27 protein-coding genes are annotated in these 18,478 nt (G+C 47.6%); 17 read left to right on the top strand and 10 right to left on the bottom strand.

The annotated features are described in order from the left end of the window. Positions 1 to 609 precede the first annotated feature (609 nt). On the bottom strand, positions 610 to 1,389 hold the full coding sequence (locus tag NSQ19_RS04210) for a lytic transglycosylase domain-containing protein (RefSeq protein ID WP_340702451.1): 780 nt from the start codon (positions 1,387 to 1,389) through the stop codon (positions 610 to 612). Further along, positions 1,386 to 1,970, bottom strand: a complete 585-nt coding sequence (locus NSQ19_RS04215) for a CYTH domain-containing protein (protein ID WP_340702452.1) — start codon at positions 1,968 to 1,970, stop codon at positions 1,386 to 1,388. Before NSQ19_RS04215 ends, NSQ19_RS04210 begins: the two co-directional genes overlap by 4 nt. 136 nt (positions 1,971 to 2,106) lie before the next feature. On the opposite strand from NSQ19_RS04215, the gene NSQ19_RS04220 reads away from it, so the two are divergent. The 4 genes from NSQ19_RS04220 to NSQ19_RS04235 are packed head-to-tail and all read left to right on the top strand — an operon-like array spanning position 2,107 to position 4,859. Continuing rightward, positions 2,107 to 2,490 (top strand): UPF0738 family protein, encoded by a 384-nt coding sequence (locus tag NSQ19_RS04220; RefSeq protein ID WP_340702453.1) that lies wholly within the window; start codon positions 2,107 to 2,109, stop codon positions 2,488 to 2,490. Positions 2,491 to 2,512: 22 nt separating this feature from the next. Next, positions 2,513 to 3,148, top strand: coding sequence for a GTP pyrophosphokinase (locus NSQ19_RS04225; protein WP_179234333.1), 636 nt, complete (start codon positions 2,513 to 2,515; stop codon positions 3,146 to 3,148). 35 nt (positions 3,149 to 3,183) lie between these two features. Beyond that, positions 3,184 to 3,978 carry an NAD kinase gene (locus NSQ19_RS04230; protein WP_019721840.1) on the top strand — a complete coding sequence of 265 codons (795 nt, stop codon included), beginning with the start codon at positions 3,184 to 3,186 and terminating at the stop codon, positions 3,976 to 3,978. Positions 3,979 to 3,986: 8 nt separating this feature from the next. Beyond that, positions 3,987 to 4,859, top strand: coding sequence for an RluA family pseudouridine synthase (locus tag NSQ19_RS04235; RefSeq protein ID WP_029141799.1), 873 nt, complete (start codon positions 3,987 to 3,989; stop codon positions 4,857 to 4,859). 56 nt (positions 4,860 to 4,915) lie between these two features. Here NSQ19_RS04235 and prpE read toward each other — a convergent pair whose 3' ends face one another. Further along, positions 4,916 to 5,653, bottom strand: coding sequence for a bis(5'-nucleosyl)-tetraphosphatase PrpE (gene prpE, locus NSQ19_RS04240; RefSeq protein ID WP_118498073.1), 738 nt, complete (start codon positions 5,651 to 5,653; stop codon positions 4,916 to 4,918). A 387-nt stretch (positions 5,654 to 6,040) separates the two neighbouring features. On the opposite strand from prpE, the gene fabI reads away from it, so the two are divergent. Beyond that, complete coding sequence (gene fabI / locus NSQ19_RS04245; RefSeq protein ID WP_017553970.1) at positions 6,041 to 6,820, top strand: enoyl-ACP reductase FabI; 780 nt, start codon at positions 6,041 to 6,043, stop codon at positions 6,818 to 6,820. Between the two features lie 80 nt (positions 6,821 to 6,900). Here the strand turns inward: fabI and NSQ19_RS04250 are convergent, their stop codons facing one another. After that, a complete protein-coding gene (locus NSQ19_RS04250) occupies positions 6,901 to 7,599 on the bottom strand; it encodes a hypothetical protein (protein WP_118498032.1) in 699 nt (232 codons plus the stop codon). A 267-nt stretch (positions 7,600 to 7,866) separates the two neighbouring features. On the opposite strand from NSQ19_RS04250, the gene NSQ19_RS04255 reads away from it, so the two are divergent. Beyond that, entirely contained in the window at positions 7,867 to 8,580 is a 714-nt protein-coding gene (locus tag NSQ19_RS04255) for a CotO family spore coat protein (RefSeq protein WP_328191820.1), read from the top strand. 48 nt (positions 8,581 to 8,628) lie between these two features. On the opposite strand, the gene NSQ19_RS04260 is transcribed toward NSQ19_RS04255, so the two are convergent. Beyond that, entirely contained in the window at positions 8,629 to 9,069 is a 441-nt protein-coding gene (locus NSQ19_RS04260; RefSeq protein WP_017553973.1) for a CotY/CotZ family spore coat protein, read from the bottom strand. Between the two features lie 158 nt (positions 9,070 to 9,227). Here NSQ19_RS04260 and NSQ19_RS04265 point away from each other — a divergent pair, with 158 nt between their 5' ends. The 8 genes from NSQ19_RS04265 to NSQ19_RS04300 all read left to right on the top strand — a co-directional run bounded on the left by NSQ19_RS04265 (position 9,228) and on the right by NSQ19_RS04300 (position 13,485). Then, positions 9,228 to 9,584: a DUF1360 domain-containing protein gene (locus tag NSQ19_RS04265; protein WP_017553974.1), complete on the top strand. Its 357-nt coding sequence runs from the start codon at positions 9,228 to 9,230 to the stop codon at positions 9,582 to 9,584. A 326-nt stretch (positions 9,585 to 9,910) separates the two neighbouring features. Beyond that, on the top strand, positions 9,911 to 10,375 hold the full coding sequence (locus tag NSQ19_RS04270; protein WP_029141794.1) for a sporulation protein: 465 nt from the start codon (positions 9,911 to 9,913) through the stop codon (positions 10,373 to 10,375). Between the two features lie 16 nt (positions 10,376 to 10,391). Next, positions 10,392 to 10,868 (top strand): stage V sporulation protein AC, encoded by a 477-nt coding sequence (spoVAC, locus tag NSQ19_RS04275; protein ID WP_118498030.1) that lies wholly within the window; start codon positions 10,392 to 10,394, stop codon positions 10,866 to 10,868. Beyond that, positions 10,868 to 11,878: a stage V sporulation protein AD gene (gene spoVAD / locus NSQ19_RS04280; RefSeq protein ID WP_340702454.1), complete on the top strand. Its 1,011-nt coding sequence runs from the start codon at positions 10,868 to 10,870 to the stop codon at positions 11,876 to 11,878. Before spoVAC ends, spoVAD begins: the two co-directional genes overlap by 1 nt. A gap of 17 nt (positions 11,879 to 11,895) precedes the next feature. Continuing rightward, the gene (spoVAE, locus tag NSQ19_RS04285) at positions 11,896 to 12,252 is read left to right on the top strand and encodes a stage V sporulation protein AE (RefSeq protein ID WP_019721849.1); all 357 of its coding nucleotides are present in this window, start codon (positions 11,896 to 11,898) and stop codon (positions 12,250 to 12,252) included. Positions 12,253 to 12,336: 84 nt separating this feature from the next. Next, positions 12,337 to 12,471 carry a YjcZ family sporulation protein gene (locus tag NSQ19_RS04290; RefSeq protein ID WP_013858813.1) on the top strand — a complete coding sequence of 45 codons (135 nt, stop codon included), beginning with the start codon at positions 12,337 to 12,339 and terminating at the stop codon, positions 12,469 to 12,471. A 400-nt stretch (positions 12,472 to 12,871) separates the two neighbouring features. Further along, a complete protein-coding gene (locus NSQ19_RS04295) occupies positions 12,872 to 13,129 on the top strand; it encodes a stage VI sporulation protein F (protein ID WP_014095701.1) in 258 nt (85 codons plus the stop codon). Between the two features lie 101 nt (positions 13,130 to 13,230). Then, positions 13,231 to 13,485 (top strand): hypothetical protein, encoded by a 255-nt coding sequence (locus NSQ19_RS04300; RefSeq protein ID WP_061565365.1) that lies wholly within the window; start codon positions 13,231 to 13,233, stop codon positions 13,483 to 13,485. Between the two features lie 224 nt (positions 13,486 to 13,709). Here NSQ19_RS04300 and NSQ19_RS04305 read toward each other — a convergent pair whose 3' ends face one another. The 3 genes from NSQ19_RS04305 to NSQ19_RS04315 all read right to left on the bottom strand — a co-directional run bounded on the left by NSQ19_RS04305 (position 13,710) and on the right by NSQ19_RS04315 (position 15,455). Next, positions 13,710 to 14,138, bottom strand: a complete 429-nt coding sequence (locus NSQ19_RS04305; protein ID WP_340702455.1) for a GNAT family N-acetyltransferase — start codon at positions 14,136 to 14,138, stop codon at positions 13,710 to 13,712. 5 nt (positions 14,139 to 14,143) lie between these two features. Beyond that, positions 14,144 to 14,656, bottom strand: a complete 513-nt coding sequence (locus NSQ19_RS04310; RefSeq protein WP_118498026.1) for a 2'-5' RNA ligase family protein — start codon at positions 14,654 to 14,656, stop codon at positions 14,144 to 14,146. 67 nt (positions 14,657 to 14,723) lie between these two features. Further along, positions 14,724 to 15,455 carry an alpha/beta hydrolase gene (locus NSQ19_RS04315; RefSeq protein WP_340702456.1) on the bottom strand — a complete coding sequence of 244 codons (732 nt, stop codon included), beginning with the start codon at positions 15,453 to 15,455 and terminating at the stop codon, positions 14,724 to 14,726. A 329-nt stretch (positions 15,456 to 15,784) separates the two neighbouring features. On the opposite strand from NSQ19_RS04315, the gene NSQ19_RS04320 reads away from it, so the two are divergent. Continuing rightward, a complete protein-coding gene (locus tag NSQ19_RS04320; protein WP_234969471.1) occupies positions 15,785 to 15,946 on the top strand; it encodes a hypothetical protein in 162 nt (53 codons plus the stop codon). A 15-nt stretch (positions 15,947 to 15,961) separates the two neighbouring features. Then, positions 15,962 to 16,120 (top strand): hypothetical protein, encoded by a 159-nt coding sequence (locus tag NSQ19_RS04325; protein ID WP_013858822.1) that lies wholly within the window; start codon positions 15,962 to 15,964, stop codon positions 16,118 to 16,120. Between the two features lie 12 nt (positions 16,121 to 16,132). Here the strand turns inward: NSQ19_RS04325 and NSQ19_RS04330 are convergent, their stop codons facing one another. After that, on the bottom strand, positions 16,133 to 16,339 hold the full coding sequence (locus NSQ19_RS04330) for a hypothetical protein (RefSeq protein ID WP_148256241.1): 207 nt from the start codon (positions 16,337 to 16,339) through the stop codon (positions 16,133 to 16,135). A 217-nt stretch (positions 16,340 to 16,556) separates the two neighbouring features. Next, complete coding sequence (locus tag NSQ19_RS04335; protein ID WP_340702457.1) at positions 16,557 to 16,712, bottom strand: hypothetical protein; 156 nt, start codon at positions 16,710 to 16,712, stop codon at positions 16,557 to 16,559. A 725-nt stretch (positions 16,713 to 17,437) separates the two neighbouring features. Between NSQ19_RS04335 and NSQ19_RS04340 the strand changes: the two genes are divergently transcribed. Next, positions 17,438 to 18,310, top strand: coding sequence for an ROK family protein (locus NSQ19_RS04340; RefSeq protein WP_019721859.1), 873 nt, complete (start codon positions 17,438 to 17,440; stop codon positions 18,308 to 18,310). Positions 18,311 to 18,478 lie beyond the last annotated feature (168 nt).

Raw genomic sequence — 18,478 nt, forward strand, 5'->3', positions numbered from 1 at the left:
GCGTTGGGACCCGAACTGTCTTTTTAAAGCTGTCAAAAGAACAAAAGGAGTAACGATTGGGTCCAAAATGTCCTTTTGAAACCGTCAAAAGGACAAATTGACTTCCACCCAGGCCCGAAATGTCTTTTTGAACTTGTCAAAAGGACAGAACACGCTGCATACAGGCCCGAAATGTTCTTTTGAATCTGTAAAAGGGAAAAAAACACGAGCCCGAGACCGGGGAAATGTCCTTCATCGGGGTGATGAAGGACAAAACATAAATCGTCAGACAGCCAAATGTCCTTCACTGGGTTGATGAAGGACAAAACGCATGCCCGAAACCGTTGAAACGTCCTTCATCGGGCCAATGAAGGACAAAACGCGAGCCCGAGACCATGAAAATGTCTTTCATAGGGCAGATGAAAGATAAAACACGGGCCGCCAACCATTAAATGTCCTTCATCGGGATGATGAAAGACAAAACATATGCCCCAAAATATTAAAATGTCCTTCATACGGCAAATGAAAGACAAAGACAAAAAAGTGGAGCCTTGACCGGGCAATGCCCCTCATCAGCTTCAGAAATTTCCCCGTAAAAAAAATGCCGCACAGGGCGGCGGGTTTCAATCGTTATGCCAAATGATTCATAATCGATGAGACGTATTGCTGTGTTTCTTTGAATGGCGGAATACCGCCGCACCGGTCGACATTGCCGGGGCCTGCATTATAGGCGGCCAATGCAAGCCGGACATTGTGATCGTATTTTCCCAGCAAAGATTTTAAATACTTTGTGCCGGCGTCCACGTTTTGTTCCGGGTCAAGTACATTGCTTACACCGAGCGAGGCCGCTGTTTCCGGCATCAGCTGCATCAAGCCTGCTGCGCCAGCCGGACTGACTGCATCCGGACGATAACCGGATTCCTGTTTGATGACAGCTTGAATGAGCTTTTCCGGGACACCGTATTTTGCGGATGCATGCTGGATCGCCTGGCTGATTTTCGCCGGGATTCCGCCACTGACGGAAGCGGCTGTTGTCTGCGTGCTTTCTGAAGCTGAGCTTTGGGCAGAAGCCGAAAGGGCCGCGGTCCCTGTCTGCGCCGCAGCTGGCGTTTCCTTACCCGACAGCGTGCCGAATCCCGTTGAGGCAGGCAACGTGTCAAGCGCCGGATTTTCCCCCGTTAAAGAAGAAAATGGATTGAACGCCAGGTTGAAAGCTGCTGCCAGGGCCGATAACGATCCGGACGCGTCTTTACCGCTTCCGCCAGAAGCCGTGGCATTTTCCATAAAGCTTGACAGCATCTCCTGAAAAAGAGAGGTGCTGTTGCCCGTTTGAGCAGCATTGCTGCCGGGAGAAAGCGACTGCAGCGCCTCCAGTTCCATTAAAAACGCGATTTGGCTGATTGTACTCATCTCTCATTGCTCCTTTTTGCCTCATAAAAGCGGAGAACCTTGTTTTTTGCCGGATGGTGCGGGATGCCGTATGTTTCCAGCAATTTTAAAAATTGTTTTGTGCCTGTTTCCAGTTCACTTACTTCATATTCTATCTCAAAATCTTCCTTGTTTAAATAAAAATTATGGTCAAACACGAGCAGCCCGCCTTCATATGCAATTTCAGCCCGCTTCGTTACAAGCTTTCCAAAATACACCAATTTACTTGGTGCCACCTGCAGTTCCACTAATTTTTCCATGACTTCGCCTTCCGGAAACCAGCCCTCGTTTTTGAGCTTTTGAAAAACTTTTTCGCCGATCATCTGGCTTGTTTCCAGCAGCCCGGTTTTTTCCGGCGTTTTCAGGGTGAGCTGGAAGCGTCCTGTCTTTTTCCGGACACGCAGGGCCGATTTTCTACGCTTTAAAGCAAAATCAGGCGTATCAAAATAAAAGTTTTTCTGCTGTTTAAAATCATGTTCCGCGATGCCAAAAGCCCGGGCAAGGCGGCAGAAATCACGGCGGGTGACCATATTTTTACATTCAATTTCAATTTCTTTGCTCATGATAAGCCCTCACTTCCATCATCATTATACTAAAGCGAATCCTTTCCTTAAAGTGTCTATTCTCTGTGGAGATATGGTAAAATAAAATGGGATTGAAACTTGTTCTCCGATGGGAAGGAGAGGGAGGGAAAACGGATTGCGAAAGATTATTGAACTGGGGCAGCCTGAATGGAAAGACGGGATTCTCGAACTGTATGCTGAGCGCCCGGATGTTTCCATGCGGAGCCTGAAGCCGGCAGGGCAAATGATCGTCGATTCGGATGCCTGTTCGTTTATCTATCTGGCTGAAGACGACGGCTGTGAGGATTATACATATTTATATTTGCCTGTTCCGGTTTGGAAAGAGATTCGGACGGCGGCATTTGAACATAAAAAAGTGGTTGCTGTTTCAAAAGATGGAAAATTGGAGCTTACAGGGCTTGATGAGGAACTTCATTTTTTGCTCGATAATATCCGGGGCAACAGCAATTACGGAAAAAAGATGCTGGATAAGGTAGAGGCCGTTTTTGCATTGGAATGAGATCCGAAGAGGTGATCAGGCAGTGGATTGGGAGGAATTTTTAACCCCGTATAAACAGGCTGTTGATGAATTAAAAGTGAAGTTAAAGGGGATGCGCACCCAATTTGAAAAAGAGCATACCCATTGCCCGATTGAGTTTGTAACAGGGCGTGTAAAGCCGGTAGCAAGCATTATAGAAAAAGCAAACATAAAAGGCATCCCGCTTAGCCGGCTGGAGGCGGAAATGCAGGATATCGCCGGGCTCAGAATGATGTGCCAGTTTGTGGATGATATTAAACTGGTTGTCGGGCTTCTCAGGCGCCGAAACGATTTCCGGATTGTCGAAGAAAAAGACTATATTTCGAATAAAAAACCGAGCGGCTACCGGTCTTATCATGTCATTATTGAATATCCGGTGCAGACGATCCGCGGGGAAAAGAAAATTCTTGCGGAGATCCAGATCCGGACGCTGGCGATGAATTTTTGGGCAACGATTGAACATTCTTTAAACTATAAGTATAAAGGCAGATTTCCCGAAGAAATTAATATACGGCTGAAGCGGGCTGCCGAAGCCGCTTTCCGCCTTGATGAAGAAATGTCCGAGATCCGTGAAGAAATTCAGGAAGCCCAAATGTATTTTTCAAAAAACAAAGAGCGCGCGGAACAAAAAAAGCCATGAAACCGGTGGCAAAAAAGAAGGGGAGGGGAAGCAGCTTGAAATTTGCCATCACTTCTAAAGGGGATACGGAATCCAATATATGGATGCATAAAATCCGTTCTTATTTGCAGGATTTCGGGCTTGTTTACGATGAAGCACAACCGGATATCGTCATCTCGGTCGGCGGGGACGGCACGCTTTTGTATGCTTTTCACCGCTACAGTTCCCGGCTTGACCGGACGGCTTTTGTCGGGGTGCATACCGGCCATCTCGGCTTTTATGCCGACTGGGTGCCGGATGAAATTGAGGAGCTGGTCGATGCGATCGCCCATAAAACTTACACTACGGTGGACTACCCGCTTCTTGAAGCGATGATTGCGTATGAGCACGGCGGCCACGAAACGCGTTACCTTGCGTTAAATGAGTCAACGGTCAAATGCGTGGACGGCACCTTTGTCATCGATGTTGAGATCAATGGCCGGCATTTTGAGCGTTTCCGCGGCGACGGATTATGCCTTGCCACACCAAGTGGCAGTACGGCTTATAATAAGGCGCTCGGCGGGGCTATTGTCCACCCTTCCCTGCAATCGATCCAGCTCACCGAGATGGCATCCATTAACAATAAAGTGTTCCGGACAATCGGCTCGCCGCTTATTTTGCCGGGGCACCATACTTGTGTGTTGCGCCCGGTCCGGCAGAAAGATTTTTTGGTAACAGTTGACCATTTAACGCTACTCCATAAGGAAGTCCGGTCCATCCAGTACCGTGTGGCAAAAGAAAAGATCCGGTTTGCCCGTTTCAGGCCTTTTCCTTTCTGGAAGAGGGTGCATGATTCTTTTATTTCGGATTAGGTGAAAACATGTTGACATTATCGTGGACAATTACAGAAGCTGAGGCACATCAGGAACTGAAAGAATTTTTAAAAGCGCGCCATATCTCGAAACGGGCGCTTGCGGATATTAAATTCCGCGGCGGGCTGATCCTTGTGAACGGCCGCGAAGTAACGGTCCGTTATCGATTGCAGCCGAATGATACGGCCGCAATTGTTTTTCCAAAAGAAACCCCGAGCCCCAATCTTACGCCCGAAAATATTCCGTTTGGCCTTATTTATGAAGATGAAAGCGTGCTTGTTGCGGATAAGCCGGCGTTTATGAATACGATCCCTTCCCGCGAGCACCCGTCCGCAAGCCTTGCAAATGCAGTGCTCGGCCATTACCGGAAAAAAGGGACCGAATCCGCAATCCATGTTGTGACCCGGCTTGACCGGAACACATCCGGGCTTGTCCTGGTTGCAAAAAACCGTTATATCCACCATTTATGCAGCCTGATGCAGCAGAAACATGAAATTTTCCGGACGTATGAGGCGCTCGCGGAAGGGGTTTTTACTGAAAAAAGCGGCACGATTGAAGCCCCGATCGGGAGAAAAGAGACGAGCATTATAGAACGCGAAGTCCGGGATGGCGGCCAGTTTGCGCGCACCCGTTATGAAGTTGTCCGGCAATTTCCGGCATATGCACATGTGCGTCTCCGGCTTGACACCGGCAGGACGCACCAGATCCGTGTCCATCTTTCTTATATTGGCCACCCGCTTCTCGGTGACGGCCTGTACGGCGGAAACACGAGCCGCTTCACCCGTCAGGCGCTCCATTGCAGTGAGCTTTCATTTCAGCACCCGGTTTCAGGGAAAGAAATGCATTTTCTTTCTAAACCGCCCTTTTTGGATCTCCTTTAATGGTACCCGGAAGATTTTCATGCTTCCGCTTATGCCCTTATGGATGTTTTTAAAATTCAGGCGAACGTCCTGAATTTTTCTCCCACATATGGCATCAAAGAAGGGACGGAGACGGTTTCAATTTCCGGATACCGGAGTGCCGTCAGTTTGCCGCCGAATACGCAGCCGGTATCAATGTTGACCGTGTGGCCGCTAAATCGCGGTTCTTTCACCGGCGTATGCCCGTACACAATCCAGCCTTCCCCCTCGTCATTTTTCGCCCAGTCGCGGCGCACTGGTGTCCCGTCCGGATTGGTTTCCCCGGTAATATCACCGTAAAGCACAAAAGTCTGCACCGGTTTGTTCATCTTACCAATATCCTTGCGCCGGATGCCGGCATGGGCGATGACAAGCTTGCCGCCGTCCAGAACAAGATAAAGCGGGGACTTCTCATACAATTCCATAAATTGTTTGCTATGCCGTTCCCGCTCTTTTACGGGGAGCACCTCCAGTTCCGCCACCGTTGTTTCAAGGCCGTGCTTCTGCTGGACATTTCTCCCCAAAAAATAACGGTACAGCTTGTTGCAGTGGTTGCCGGGGACGTACAGGCCAAGCTTCTTTTTCCACAATCGATAGACAGTATCGGCCACTTCCAAAGATGCCGGCCCACGGTCTGTCAGATCGCCGACAAAACCAAGCAGCCGGCCCGCCGGATGAACGGGAATGCCGTTTTCCCATTGATAGTCCATTTTTTCCGTGAGCTTCCTGAATTCCGCCATGCAGCCGTGTATATCCCCAATGATATCGATTTTCACGACATTCGCTCCTTGTATAATAAGTTTAAATCCAAAGTGGATGTCAATTTCCAGTTCATTCTGCTCATTGACAAGTGAGTATAAGATTTTATATTCCGGGCGAGCCCGGAATACAAGTTCGGACTTGGACGCTTCGCGATGTTCCCGGATAATGGTCTTAGGATCGTTTGGGTCAATGCTTAGCGCTCCTTCCATCTCTATTTTATGTTGTCCGGCGCGCCTGAACAAATGCCGGCAGCTGAAAAAAGTTTGATTTTCCCCGGAGCCCCGGCACGTTCATCGCGAAACAAATAAAACGCAAGTGCTTTTCAAACCCGAAAAGTTCATGTAGAATTGGTATCAGGTACTAAAAATCGCATATAAATTGTGAATAAAGGAGTTAACACGATGCATTTATCTTTGGAAAATAAAACATTTGTTGTGATGGGAGTTGCAAATAAGCGCAGTATTGCCTGGGGAATTGCCCAATCGCTTGATGCAGCAGGCGCAAGGATTATTTTTACCTATGCGCTCGACCGGAATGAAAAAAGCATCCGCGAACTTGCTGAAACGCTGAACCGAAAGGATTATCTGATCCTTCAATGTGACGTGGAAAGCGACGAGCAAATCCAGTCATGCTTTCAAACGATCAAAAATGAAGCCGGCACGATTGACGGCATTGCCCACTGTGTTGCGTTTGCCCGCAGGGAAGAATTAAAAGGTGACTACACAAACGTGACGCGTGAAGGATTTTTACTGGCCCATAATATCAGTTCCTATTCGCTGTCGGCCGTTGCCAAAGCGGTGAAAGAACTGGAACTCATGCCAAACGGGGGCAGCATTGTCACCCTTACCTACCTCGGCGGTGAACGCGTCATGGAAAATTACAATGTGATGGGCGTTGCGAAAGCTTCCCTCGATGCAAGCGTCCGCTATTTGGCATATGACCTCGGGAAGCTCAACATCCGCGTCAACTCGATCTCGGCCGGCCCGATCCGCACACTGTCGGCAAAAGGGGTCAGCGACTTCAACAGCATTTTGAAAGTGATGGAAGAAAGGGCGCCGCTTCACCGTGGTGTTGATACGAGTGAAGTCGGTGATACCGCGCTGTTTCTCTTTAGTGACCTGTCGCGCGCGATCACGGGCGAAAATATCCATGTGGATGCCGGCTATCATATTATGGGCTAACGTGAGATGAAAACAGTTTGTCCGGAGCGTAAGTGAAAAAAGCCGGGAAGTGAAATCTTCCTGGCTTTTTTGGCATGGCATCAGTCTCTGTAATCTTTTTTATGGCCTTTTTTGTTGTCATCATGATATTGGTCGTTATCTTCAATTTCTGCAGCAGAGAATGTGTAGCTGACGACATTTTGAGGCGTCAATGTAATGGTTCCAAGCAGTGTAGGTGCAGCCCCTGGAATCGTTGTATCTGGAGCAAAAGTACCGAGTTCAATGGTTAAGAAGTATTCATTTTTCCCTTTGGACGGATCGGTATCCACGGCGTGAACCGTAGTTGTCACGTTTTCAAAAAGCAGGGTAACAAGCCCTCCGGCTGCAAGAATGGCGATGCCGGAAACCACGCTTTCATCCGTTTTTTGAGAGATGAGTGTTGTACCGGAAGAATTTCTTCTCCAGATTCTGAAGGTTGCCGGAATGGTTAACGGAATGACGATCCCTGTTCCTGCTCCTGTAACGGCTCCAATTAAGGCTGCAAGTGTTACACCAAGCGGCAGGTCTGCCGGCGACCATTCGACAGTTGCGAGCAATGAAACGCGGTCATCATAATCCTCTACTTTTACATCTACTTCCGCAATGGCGTTTGCCATGTTAAAGACGCCTGTCACAGGTACAGGTACGGACGGCGACTGATCCACATCGAATTCCGAAAGAAGACCCCGTTCTTCCTCGTCTTGCCGTTTGTGGCGGCGATGATCATCATAGCAGCTGCCGTTTGAGTCATAATAAGACATTTAAATGCCTCCCTTCGTTTTGTTAATATATTCTACTCATCCGCATATTTTTGGAATAGACGGATGGTAGCTTATAAAAGCACATTTTTTTGCTTTATCAATTTGTGCCAATATGCTGTGGAAACCGCGGTTCTGTTCCTTGTCCCCAAAACATACGATAAGGCAGAAATATCAAATGATTGGGAGATTCCAAGCCCCTAGGCACATTTCTTATTTCCGCGCATAGTTATAAAGCGAGCCAGAAATCAGAGGAGGGATTTTGGAAACATGGAGGAGAGCCAGTACAGCAGCCAAAAACCGCTTCTTTATATTATCCAGCCGAAAAATGTTCCGCTCGCGATCAAAATGCAGAAAGTGTACAGAAATGTGGTTAGCGAAAAACCTGAACATGCCGTCCATGGGACGATCGCGGAACCAATGCCTGCCGGCGGCGATACAGGGCATGCCGAAGAGAAAAACAATACAGCGGCACAGGAGGAAAAAGCAGAACAGGGACAGCCCATACCAAATAAAACGTCAGAACAGGAAAAAACAGAAGGAGCTGCGGAACGCGGGGGAGCCGTAATTGTTCCGGCCATGGCAAAGGCGGCAAATAGTTTGGAACACGTGGGAGCGTCGAATGCCGCGGAACAGCAACAGGCGGCAAATGCTGCGGAACCCGCCGGAGCGGTGGAAGCGGAAACGGCTTTTGAAACGGACGGCGCTGGCACAACCGGCACTTTGCCGGAACAAGAAACCGTCCAACCGCCATCGAGGAAACGGTTTAAAGAAATGACAGTCCATGAAAAAATTGACTATTTAATCCATAAGCCGCGGTTTCTGCCGGAAATCCCCGTCATGATCCAAACGAACAGCACCGCCTATCGTGCCGTGATCCTTGAACGGATGGAAGACCAATTGTCCGTCATGTCTTTTTCTTCCATGGAAACGGCCTGGATCAATCTGGATGAGATCACGGACATTAAATTGCTGGTCCAGTAAAGCCCCGGAAAAAAAGTCGATAAGCGGCAACTTATCGACTTTCATACATTACAAATTGACAAATGTATCTTCGAGACATTGAATGGCAATGAAGTCGGTTAAATCAAGCGTGATGCACGTATCGGTTACTTCAAAATGGACCCTTGAATGGCCGTCGTGATGTTCGCAGACACATTTTAAAACCCGTACAACAGCACAGCATCCTTCCACATTTTCGACTCTTAAAAATTTCGATTTTTCGCAGAAGTCGTCGCAGCTGTCAAAGTGGTGATTTTTGTAAAATGGTTCAAAAGCACCACCGTCTTTTGTATATAGAATGAATGGACGTGTGTTGACATGTGAATGTTTTTCCCTGTTGGCACCGAGCACGGGATTCAAGCAGTTGGTCGGGCAGCTGCTGTCTTCCACCGCAGCATCCTGCAAATCGTTGATGAATTGTACGACATCACAAACACAAGTACGGGAATATTCATGGGATTTACTGCTCATTCATTTTTCAACTCCTTCAATGGTTTAGTTTCAGTACACTATAGAATATTGTCTCAGTGCTTTTTTTGTTACGAATGTCCCCGCGTTTTTGCAAAAATAGGCAAACAACTTGCATGGGGCATTTTGCATCCGGATCCTTCCGGGGAAGGAGGCAGGAAATGGTTTCCTATTGGCTTGATTTCGTTCTGCTTGCACTGGCCAGTTTCAGGCTGACGCGCTTATTGGTTTATGATAAAATTACGGCCTTTTTACGAAAACCGTTCCATAAAGAAATAACGGAAATAGCGCCTGATGGCACAGTAGAGGAATATATTGAAATTAAAGGAACAGGGATCAGAAAATGGATTGGCGAATTATTAAGTTGCCACTGGTGCACCGGCGTCTGGTCCGCCGCCATCCTGTACGGGGGTTGGGTGCTTTTTCCGCAAATCGGGTTGCCTGTTGTCATGATCCTTGCAATCGCCGGCCTGGCAAGCTTCCTCGAGACCGTCCTTTCGCGGATCATGGACGAATGAAGTGAACAACCATAAAAATGCCGCATACGATAAAAAAGGAAGCGCGAATCTTGAGGAAAGGATGGTAAGATTATGGGCAAACCACGCATCAAAATTCCGATCACCCCTTCATCCGTCCCGGCGTATAAAAACAACCAGAAAAAAGTCAAAAAAGGCGGATGCGGCTGCGGTGGCAAAAAAACGCGATAAAGCTAAGGCGGAAGGCAGGATTGCACTTCCGCCTTTGTTTTCCCCATTTTCCAGGATGCGGCAAGAATTTCTAATTATAAAATCTGCGCTTGCGCGAAAAATAGAAAGGTAAAAGTTGAAAGTGCAGAGGGATGAGTATGAAAAAAATCATGTATGTTTTAGCTTCAGTATGTTTGCTCTCCGGCTGCGGTTTTAACGGGCCGGAACACAAGGACAGCAAAATGGCGCTTGTGAAAAAAACACAACCGTCGCCGGTGAGGCTCAGCAACACCGGGAATAAGGCCATTTCAGGGCAATTGAAAAAAGATGTCCTCGGCTTTGACAGCATTTACGATGTGGCCATCATTGAAGGGCCGAAAGAAACGTTGGTTGCCTATAAAGTCAGGCATCTGCACCGTTTTAAAATGAAGAAAATCGAAAAACAGCTCAACGCCTTTTTAAAGAAACGCTACCCCGGGCGCAAATTCATCACTTCCAGCGACTATAAAATTTTCCTGGAAACCGTCCGCCTGAAGGAAGATATGGACAAGCACAAAATTTCAGCCGGCAAGGCAAAAAAACGTTTTAAAGACATCATCAAGCTGAAACAGGAATTAACATAGGAAAAGGGCTGAGACAATGGCAAACAAAAATCAAAACAAAACACCCGTACAAAAAGCGTATGATCAGTTCGAAAAAAAGCATGAGATAAAAAGGCCGGTGTTAAAAAACTGCATCCGTGCATTTTGGGTAGGCGGCTGTTTTTGTCTGGTTGGGCAGGCCCTTACTTACTTCTATATATACATGTTTAATTTCACCGAAAAAACGGCCGGCAACCCGACAACCGCCACAATGGTGTTTTTATCCATGCTGTTGACCGGCTTCGGCATTTATGACCATATCGGGCAGTACGCCGGTGCAGGGAGCGCGGTGCCGGTAACAGGCTTTGGCAATTCCGTCGTTTCCGCTGCGATTGAACACCGGACGGAAGGCTATGTGCTTGGCGTCGGCGGGAATATGTTCAAACTGGCCGGCACCGTCATTGTATTTGGTGTGTTTTCCGCGTTTGTTGTCGTCCTGATTCGGACCGTGGTCATGATGTGGGGGGGATCGTAATGGCCGCAAAATCGCAAACATGGACTTTCACGAACCGTCCGGCCATTCTTTCAACCGGTGTTGTCGGGGGTCCGTTTGAAAAAAAGGGGCGGATAGCAGACGATTTCGACCGGTTTTTTGAAGATTTATGGATCGGCGAGGATTCGTATGAAAAAGCCCAGCGCAAACTGATCGAGGAAGCGGCTGGCATTGCCCTGAAAAAGCGAAACCTTAAGGAAACCGATATTCAGTTTTTTCTCGCCGGTGACTTGATTAACCAAATCACGCCGACAAGTTTTGCGGCAAGGACAAATGCGATTCCTTACCTGGGCCTTTTCAGCGCCTGCGCCACTTCGATGGAAAGCCTGGCGCTTGCCGCTTTCATCATTAATCACGGCGGGGCGGAAAAAGTGCTGGCAGGGGCTTCGAGCCACAATGCAACAACAGAGAAGCAATTCCGCTATCCGACCGAATACGGCGGGCAGAAACCGCCGACTGCACAATGGACAGTGACAGGGGCGGGATTCGCGGTGGTCGGTACGGAAGAAAACGGGCCTGCGCCGCGGATTACATCGGCCACGATCGGAAAAGTACTGGACCTTGGCATTTCCGATCCGTTTAATATGGGCGCTGCAATGGCGCCGGCAGCGGTCGATACGATTGAACAGCATCTCCGGGAAACCGGCCGTGATCCATCTTACTATGACTTGATTGTGACCGGCGATTTGGCGAAAATCGGCCGTTCCATCGCGCTCGATCTTTTCAAACAGAAGAATCTTGATATTCGCAGCGAACAGTTCCAGGATTGCGGCCTGATGGTATATGACAAGTCCCAGCCCGTCTATGCCGGGGCAAGCGGTGCCGGATGTTCAGCGATTGTCCTGTATGGCCATTTGCTAAACGAAATGAAAAAAGGCCGATACCAAAAAATTTTGCTCGTCGCAACCGGCGCACTATTGTCGCCTTTGTCTTATCAGCAGGGCGAAACCATCCCGTGCATCGCGCACGCCTGCGCCATCGAGTATTTGTAAGAAAGGAAGGATGCGTAATGCTTGCAATGTTTTTCTGGGCCTTTGTGGTTGGCGGGCTGATTTGTGTGATTGGCCAGTTGCTGTTTGATGTCGCAAAATTATCGCCGGGACATACGATGAGTGTCCTCGTGACGGTCGGCGCGGTTTTATCAGGCCTCGGCCTTTATGAACCACTTGTAAATTTTGCCGGTGCCGGGGCAACCATTCCCATTACAAGTTTTGGCAATTCGCTTGCAACCGGCGCCATGCAGGAAGTGCAAAGGCACGGCATTGTCGGGGTATTGACTGGCATGTTTGAAGTCACATCTTCCGGCATTTCGGCTGCGATTATTTTCGGATTTATCGGCTCACTCCTCTTTAAGCCAAAAGGATAATCATGCCGTCCCTGACACACGCCTATACCGAATGCCTGCACCTTACATATTGTATAGTGTAATACAAGAAGTGAGGTGAAAAACATGTTTGGATACGGTTATGGCGGCGGCTGCGGTTACGGCGGTGGTTACGGCGGTGGTTACGGCTACGGCAGCACGTTTGTATTGATCGTTGTTTTGTTCATTCTGTTAATTATTGTCGGTGCAAGCTTCTGCTGACAAGTTGCGGGGAGGATTCCCCGCTTTTTTTATGGCTGGTATTGAAAGGCAAAACATTGGGCCGGAAAACGGCAAACTGTTTTTCGTCCCCGGATGAGGGACAAAACACGAGGCTGGGAAGCGGTGAACTGTTCTTCATAGGGACGATGAAGGACAAAACACGAGACTGGGAAGCGGTGAACTGTTCTTCATAGGGACGATGAAGACAAAACACAGAGCTGAGAAACGCCAAACTTTCCTTCATCGGGGTGATGAAAGACAAAACACCAGCTGGTAAATCCTGCTTGTACACCCAACACAATTGATGCTAAATGCTTTTCGCTTGAAAATCCACTTTTGCACTGTCATTCCGGCTGCTTTTTTCATACGATAAAACAGCTTGAAGAGAGGAGCGACGAAGGTGGACCATCAGTTTTTCAAGAATATCGAAAAAAAGACAGGCGTCAATATGAATGACATTTTCCAGCTTGCAAATTCCTTGCAGAACGCGAACTTTAAAGATGAAAATACCGTCCGCGGCATCATCCAGCGCGTCTCGCAAATTGCAAACAAACGGGTACCGAAAGAGCTGGAAGACAAAATTGTTGAATCGATTGTTAAAGACGGGAAAAAACTGGATTTTAACACGATCAACAAAATGATGAACAACGGAAAGTAATCAAAGCGGGCTTGCAAATCAGATGCAAGTCCGCATTTTTCTGTTTAAAATGAAAGAAGAAAGGGAAAAGAATATAGAAACAATTTAGAGGGGTGACTGCCATGAGTTTGATCGCTCCAATTCCCGATTATCAGGCAAGCCAGTACCGGCTTTATGACGGAATGTCCCTGCGCCGGCTTGAAGTGGAAAAAGCAGGTGCCGTTTCGAGGGCTTATCCTGTTAAGCGGCAAAACGGCGTCACAGGTGGAACAGAATACCATTTTAAAGCAAATGAACAACCGGTAAGAAAACCGGCAAAAAGCCGGATCATCGCAAACATTACCGGCCTGGGGCAATATATTGATCTTTCGGTTTGAATCTTTTCCCGCTGGAGTGCGAATTTTTACACCGGAAAAGCAGCAAGATTGAAAAAGCGATTATAAAATAAACAAAATATTGCCGCTTGGTTGCCTGCTGAAAAATTGCATCATCATGCAAATTGGTTTATATCACCTAAATATTGAAAAAAAGCGGCGAGACACAACTTCTCGCCGCTTTTTCACGGATTTGGGGCTTTTTCTCCAGCCCGGGGTTCCGGATGTTATTTGATCGGTTTCTCCATTGTTTTATGCGGAATGCCGGCATCGAGAAATTCACCGGAAACAACACGGTATCCGAGTTTTTCGTAAAAAGGAATCGCGTGTGTCTGTGCGTTTAATTTGCATTTTTGCACGCCTTGTTCTGCGGCATAATGTTCAATTGCCAGCATCAATTCCCGGCCGGCCCCTTTCCCTCGCACGGACGGAAGGATGCAGATGCGCTCCACTTTCCCGTACCCATCCACCATTCGAAAACGCCCGGCGCCTGAGGGTTTCCCTTCATTATCGTACAGCAGAAAATGCGTGCAGTCCTGTTCCAATGCGTCAATTTCTTCTTCAACCGGGACGTGCTGCTCTTCTACAAATACTTTTTTCCGAATTTGAAAAGCCGTCTCCAGTTGTTCTTCATTTTCTACAATTATTACGTCCACATTTGTTAATCCTTTCCGAGATGATAGGTCTCATAAACGGTCCAAACCCCGTTTTCAAGCTGATATAAAAGATGGAACCGGTTTACCTTTTCCTCGTGGTCAATGCCAACCATTTCCAGCTGACGGAACACATCGGCGTGTTCCTCTTTAGACAACTCCTGCCCGATGGTAATATGCGGCACAAATGGGTACGGAGGCGGCCCGCCCGGCAGACGGTCCCTGAAATCCGCGAAAAGCCCTTCCAATTCCGGCGTTGGTTCAACTTTAAAATAAATTGTATTGCTGACGGGTTCAAAAGATTTCACTTTTGTCACTTTCAGCAAAAATGGGTTGTATTTTTTGGCAATTTCTTTCAGTTCCCCGCGAAAAACTTCCGCCTCTTCTTCGGATGCCTCAAACGCTGCTTTTAGCGTAATATGCGGCGGGATCAGCGCGTACTTCGGGTCGTAACGTTTCCGGTAGGAGTTGGCAAGGTCCTGCAGTTTTTTTGACGGAAAGACAACAAGCGCATATTTCATAAAATGGCCTCCTCTTTCTGGATATTAAGCCGTTATGATACAATTTTATCAGAAAAATGGCCGAAAATTAAACTTTTTTAAACAGGTACTGAAGTGCACGTGGCAAATCTTTTTGCCAGTACCTCCAAGAGTGGTCACCGTCAAATTCGTCATAAAATCCGGGAACCCCTTTTTCTGCCAAGATTTGATGCAGCGTGCGGTTTGGTGTGATAAAATCCTGGATCTTGCCGTCGGTCGTTTTCACTTCCGTCTCGCCTTTTCCGGCAATATGGTAAATGTCCAGCAGCTTTGGATCCGTACATTGTTTAGCAGCTTCCATCACTTTTTCATTCACGAGCGGCGACATTAATGCGGCTTTTCCAAATGTATGGGGATACTTGAGTGCCGCCATGAGCGATACGGTTGCCGCCAGTGAGTCTCCTGCCAGCGCCCGGCCCGATGCCATTTGTGCAGTCGGAAACTCACGGTCAAGGAAAGGGGCAAGTTCATGCGCCAAGAACCGGATATAAGCGGCATGTTGCTCGCCGTCAGGATGGTATTTCCGGCGCCTGTCCGGAATATTCGCATAAGGGATCCCGACAATAATCAAGTCTTCAATTTCGCCTTTTGCAAGCAGTTCATCCGCGGCACGTGCAATCCGGCCGAGCTGGAAGAAGTCTTTTCCGTCCTGGCATATGCATACGTCATATTGATAAAGCGGGGAAAAACGCGCCGGCAAGTATACCCAGAGATTGAGTGTTTCCCCGAGCTCCCTGCTTTCAAACGGGATATCTTTAATCGTGCCTCTTTCAATTTCCATACGATGAAAACCTCCTTCTCAAGATGGGGATGCCCCGCCGTCCCGGAAAAAATTTACACAACCCGCTGCCTGTAAATTCAGTTTACCAGCCCATACGAAAAACATCCAGAATCCAGCAACGCGGCCGCACCGGATCAGGAAAACGGTTAAATTTTGGACAAGCGCAGGGGCACAATTCCAAGTTTGAATGCCGAAAAAAAGTGCGCAGTACCCGGCTGCATGTTGGGGATGACCCTGCCGAAGCCGGGAACGCAAAAAATGGAAACGGCAATCCGGCGCGCATGTTTTTCCGGAAGCGGACGCATATTAAAAGAAAGGAGGCGATCCGTGTGAAATGGAATGAACAAGCTGCACCAAACAACCACCAGGCTTCCGCTGATTTGCTTGCGGCACAAAGCGATGAAACAGAATTTCAATACGAAGAACTTTCAGACGGCGGCGAGCGGAATAAAGTGATACAAGAACAGAAAAAACGCCGTACGCTCTTATAATAGAGGTGGGGTTCCATGAAAATCAAAATCGGGCAAGTATATAAAGAAAAGCAGCATGAAACACTTGCCATGGTGGTCGCAGTCCAAAACGAAAGCATCATGCTCGGCACTGGCAATCTCGTATCGCCAAAAACGATTGAAGACCGCTATGTCCTTGTCCGGGATGCCGAATAACGGTGCCCCGGACTATTTTTTTGCAGCAACCTTAAAAATAAAGCATGCAATTGCATATCCGGCCAACAGATCAAATGAGAATATCAGAATCGGGATAAAGATCGCGCCAGCGCCTTCGTCCGGGAGATAGTAGGCAAACAACCGGGATATCAGTTGGTTGATCAAATACGCCAATACGAGAGTCAGGCAAAATTTCACCACCGCTTTAATGGTTCTCACGCCCTTCGTTTCATTTTGATTGTAGCCAAAATAAAAAGACCGGCAAAAGCCGGTCTTTAAGGGGGTATTGCTAGACAACAAAAAGGGGGGGGTTGTCTAGTTGGTATAGGGTTTTGTAACTTGTCCTTGCTACAGGTATAATAGTACGGGTTTTTTCCTAAAAGATCATGAAAGAAAAATAAGTTTTTGATGAGAATTGTCGATTTTTGTTGAAATCCTACTCCTTGTCTTGAGAGGCAGCATCGTTGCTGTCCCCGGCCTGTGCCTTGTATTTTTCCACGATCTGCGCGATTTCTCCTTTATCCCCTTTTGCGTTGATCATTTCAAACCATTCGTTTAACCCTTCAGAAGTTCTTTTACCATCGTTTTTCATGGCTTTCCTTCTTTCCTCTTTTCCAAATATTTTTTGATTTCGGGCCTGCAAAACATGGCTGCGATGGCAGGCGGCACTACAAACATAAAAAATACAAAGTATAACGTGTTAATCACATGGAGATAAAACCAGGTTTCCATATCGTCACCCCCGGGTTTGCTTCTATGTATATTTTTTCGCCCGGCCTCTTTCTTATACCGTATAAATTGGTTTTAACCTGTAAATCCTATAAGGAAAAAGAAGGGAGACACCGCAAATGTTCAAGCGCCTGTTAGATTTGTTCAAACTGGACACAGCAGGGGATTGGGAAGATTGGGATCTGGACGATGAAAATTTGGAAGACGGCTGGGATGAAGAGGACGACGAGGAGATATAAAGCAGGTTTACGGGCCGGGGCATCTGATTGCGCCGGCTTTATTGCGAAAAAAACCGGCACAATGCCGGTTGGTAAGGGGAGTTTTTTCTAGACATTAAGGGGGGTATCTAGAAACTTAAGGGTTTGTTGCTTTTTCCTTGCTACAGCTACAATATAACCCTCTTACACTAAAAAGCCATGAAGAAAAAATGAGAAAAAAATGAGAAACAAATTTGTCACAATTTATGCGGGTTCCGATCATAAACACTTAACCCAATTGAAGAAAACGGTATACTAGAATGAGAGATATTTACCTTTCCGTTATGAACGGAGAGGCTCATTAAACCAATTCTATTGAGGGGGAATCACCATGCTTTTTGGCGGAGTGGAAGCAGGCGGTACAAAATTTGTTTGCGCAACGGGAGATGAAACCGGGAAAATTCAGGAAAGAGTTGAGCTCCCGACGCGCGATCCGGAAGAAACGGTGAAAGATGTAATCGGATTTTTTTCAAAGTTTGAGACAAAAGCAATCGGCATTGCCTCATTTGGGCCGATTGACGTCAATCCGGAAAGCGATACATATGGATACATTACAACAACACCGAAAACGGCCTGGCAAAATTATCCCATTAAACAAACGATAGAGAAAGCATTGGGCGTTCCGGCCGGCTTTACGACAGATGTGAACGGGGCTGCACTCGGGGAGTCGGTGCTTGGCGCGGCGAAAGGGCTGGACAGCTGCCTGTACATTACAGTTGGTACCGGCATCGGGGCTGGAGCCGTTGTAAAAGGCAATCTTCTTGAAGGATGGTCGCACCCGGAAATGGGGCATATATTGGTGCGCCGCCATCCGGATGACCATTATGAAGGGGCATGCCCTTACCATCATGACTGCCTCGAAGGACTCGCAGCCGGTCCGGCAATCGAAGCGCGGTGGGGGCAGAAAGGAAAAGAGCTCTCAGACCGCCCGGAAGTCTGGGAAATGGAAGCAGATTATCTGGCACAGGCGCTCATGCAATACGTTTTAATTGTGTCGCCGAAAAAAATCATCATGGGCGGCGGGGTAATGCACCAACAGCAATTGTTCCCGCTGATCTACAAAAGGCTGGATGAGCTGATCAACGGTTATATCAAGCTGCCTGAACCGCTGTCCGAATATATTACGTCCCCGGGCCTTGGCAACGACGCCGGCATTACAGGGGCGATTTTGCTCGGAAAACAGGCATATGAAACAAGCAAATGATAATACAAAATTTAGCTGAGTGCCGGCCGCTTCTCCAATTTTTCGAATGGATTCGATATCAATTGGGGGAGTGGTCGGCACTTTTTGTAGGAACTTTGTAAAAGTATGTGTAAAATTTTACTCGAAGGGGCAAATGAGTGGAAAAAAATGGGAAGACGCTCTATCATC

The organism is Weizmannia sp. FSL W8-1119 (assembly GCF_038008605.1).
Classification (GTDB): domain Bacteria; phylum Bacillota; class Bacilli; order Bacillales; family Bacillaceae_C; genus Weizmannia; species Weizmannia coagulans.

What these genes read in the sequence shown, in the direction of transcription:
- NSQ19_RS04210 (WP_340702451.1), bottom strand. Translation starts at nt 1,389, where the DNA reads ATGAGTACAATCAGCCAAATCGCGTTTTTAATGGAACTGGAGGCGCTG.
- NSQ19_RS04215 (WP_340702452.1), bottom strand. Translation starts at nt 1,970, where the DNA reads ATGAGCAAAGAAATTGAAATTGAATGTAAAAATATGGTCACCCGCCGT.
- NSQ19_RS04235 (WP_029141799.1), top strand. Translation starts at nt 3,987, where the DNA reads ATGTTGACATTATCGTGGACAATTACAGAAGCTGAGGCACATCAGGAA.
- fabI (WP_017553970.1), top strand. Translation starts at nt 6,041, where the DNA reads ATGCATTTATCTTTGGAAAATAAAACATTTGTTGTGATGGGAGTTGCA.
- NSQ19_RS04250 (WP_118498032.1), bottom strand. Translation starts at nt 7,599, where the DNA reads ATGTCTTATTATGACTCAAACGGCAGCTGCTATGATGATCATCGCCGC.
- NSQ19_RS04255 (WP_328191820.1), top strand. Translation starts at nt 7,867, where the DNA reads ATGGAGGAGAGCCAGTACAGCAGCCAAAAACCGCTTCTTTATATTATC.
- NSQ19_RS04260 (WP_017553973.1), bottom strand. Translation starts at nt 9,069, where the DNA reads ATGAGCAGTAAATCCCATGAATATTCCCGTACTTGTGTTTGTGATGTC.
- NSQ19_RS04265 (WP_017553974.1), top strand. Translation starts at nt 9,228, where the DNA reads ATGGTTTCCTATTGGCTTGATTTCGTTCTGCTTGCACTGGCCAGTTTC.
- NSQ19_RS04270 (WP_029141794.1), top strand. Translation starts at nt 9,911, where the DNA reads ATGAAAAAAATCATGTATGTTTTAGCTTCAGTATGTTTGCTCTCCGGC.
- spoVAC (WP_118498030.1), top strand. Translation starts at nt 10,392, where the DNA reads ATGGCAAACAAAAATCAAAACAAAACACCCGTACAAAAAGCGTATGAT.
- spoVAD (WP_340702454.1), top strand. Translation starts at nt 10,868, where the DNA reads ATGGCCGCAAAATCGCAAACATGGACTTTCACGAACCGTCCGGCCATT.
- spoVAE (WP_019721849.1), top strand. Translation starts at nt 11,896, where the DNA reads ATGCTTGCAATGTTTTTCTGGGCCTTTGTGGTTGGCGGGCTGATTTGT.
- NSQ19_RS04290 (WP_013858813.1), top strand. Translation starts at nt 12,337, where the DNA reads ATGTTTGGATACGGTTATGGCGGCGGCTGCGGTTACGGCGGTGGTTAC.
- NSQ19_RS04300 (WP_061565365.1), top strand. Translation starts at nt 13,231, where the DNA reads ATGAGTTTGATCGCTCCAATTCCCGATTATCAGGCAAGCCAGTACCGG.
- NSQ19_RS04310 (WP_118498026.1), bottom strand. Translation starts at nt 14,656, where the DNA reads ATGAAATATGCGCTTGTTGTCTTTCCGTCAAAAAAACTGCAGGACCTT.
- NSQ19_RS04315 (WP_340702456.1), bottom strand. Translation starts at nt 15,455, where the DNA reads ATGGAAATTGAAAGAGGCACGATTAAAGATATCCCGTTTGAAAGCAGG.
- NSQ19_RS04325 (WP_013858822.1), top strand. Translation starts at nt 15,962, where the DNA reads ATGAAAATCAAAATCGGGCAAGTATATAAAGAAAAGCAGCATGAAACA.
- NSQ19_RS04335 (WP_340702457.1), bottom strand. Translation starts at nt 16,712, where the DNA reads ATGAAAAACGATGGTAAAAGAACTTCTGAAGGGTTAAACGAATGGTTT.
- NSQ19_RS04340 (WP_019721859.1), top strand. Translation starts at nt 17,438, where the DNA reads ATGCTTTTTGGCGGAGTGGAAGCAGGCGGTACAAAATTTGTTTGCGCA.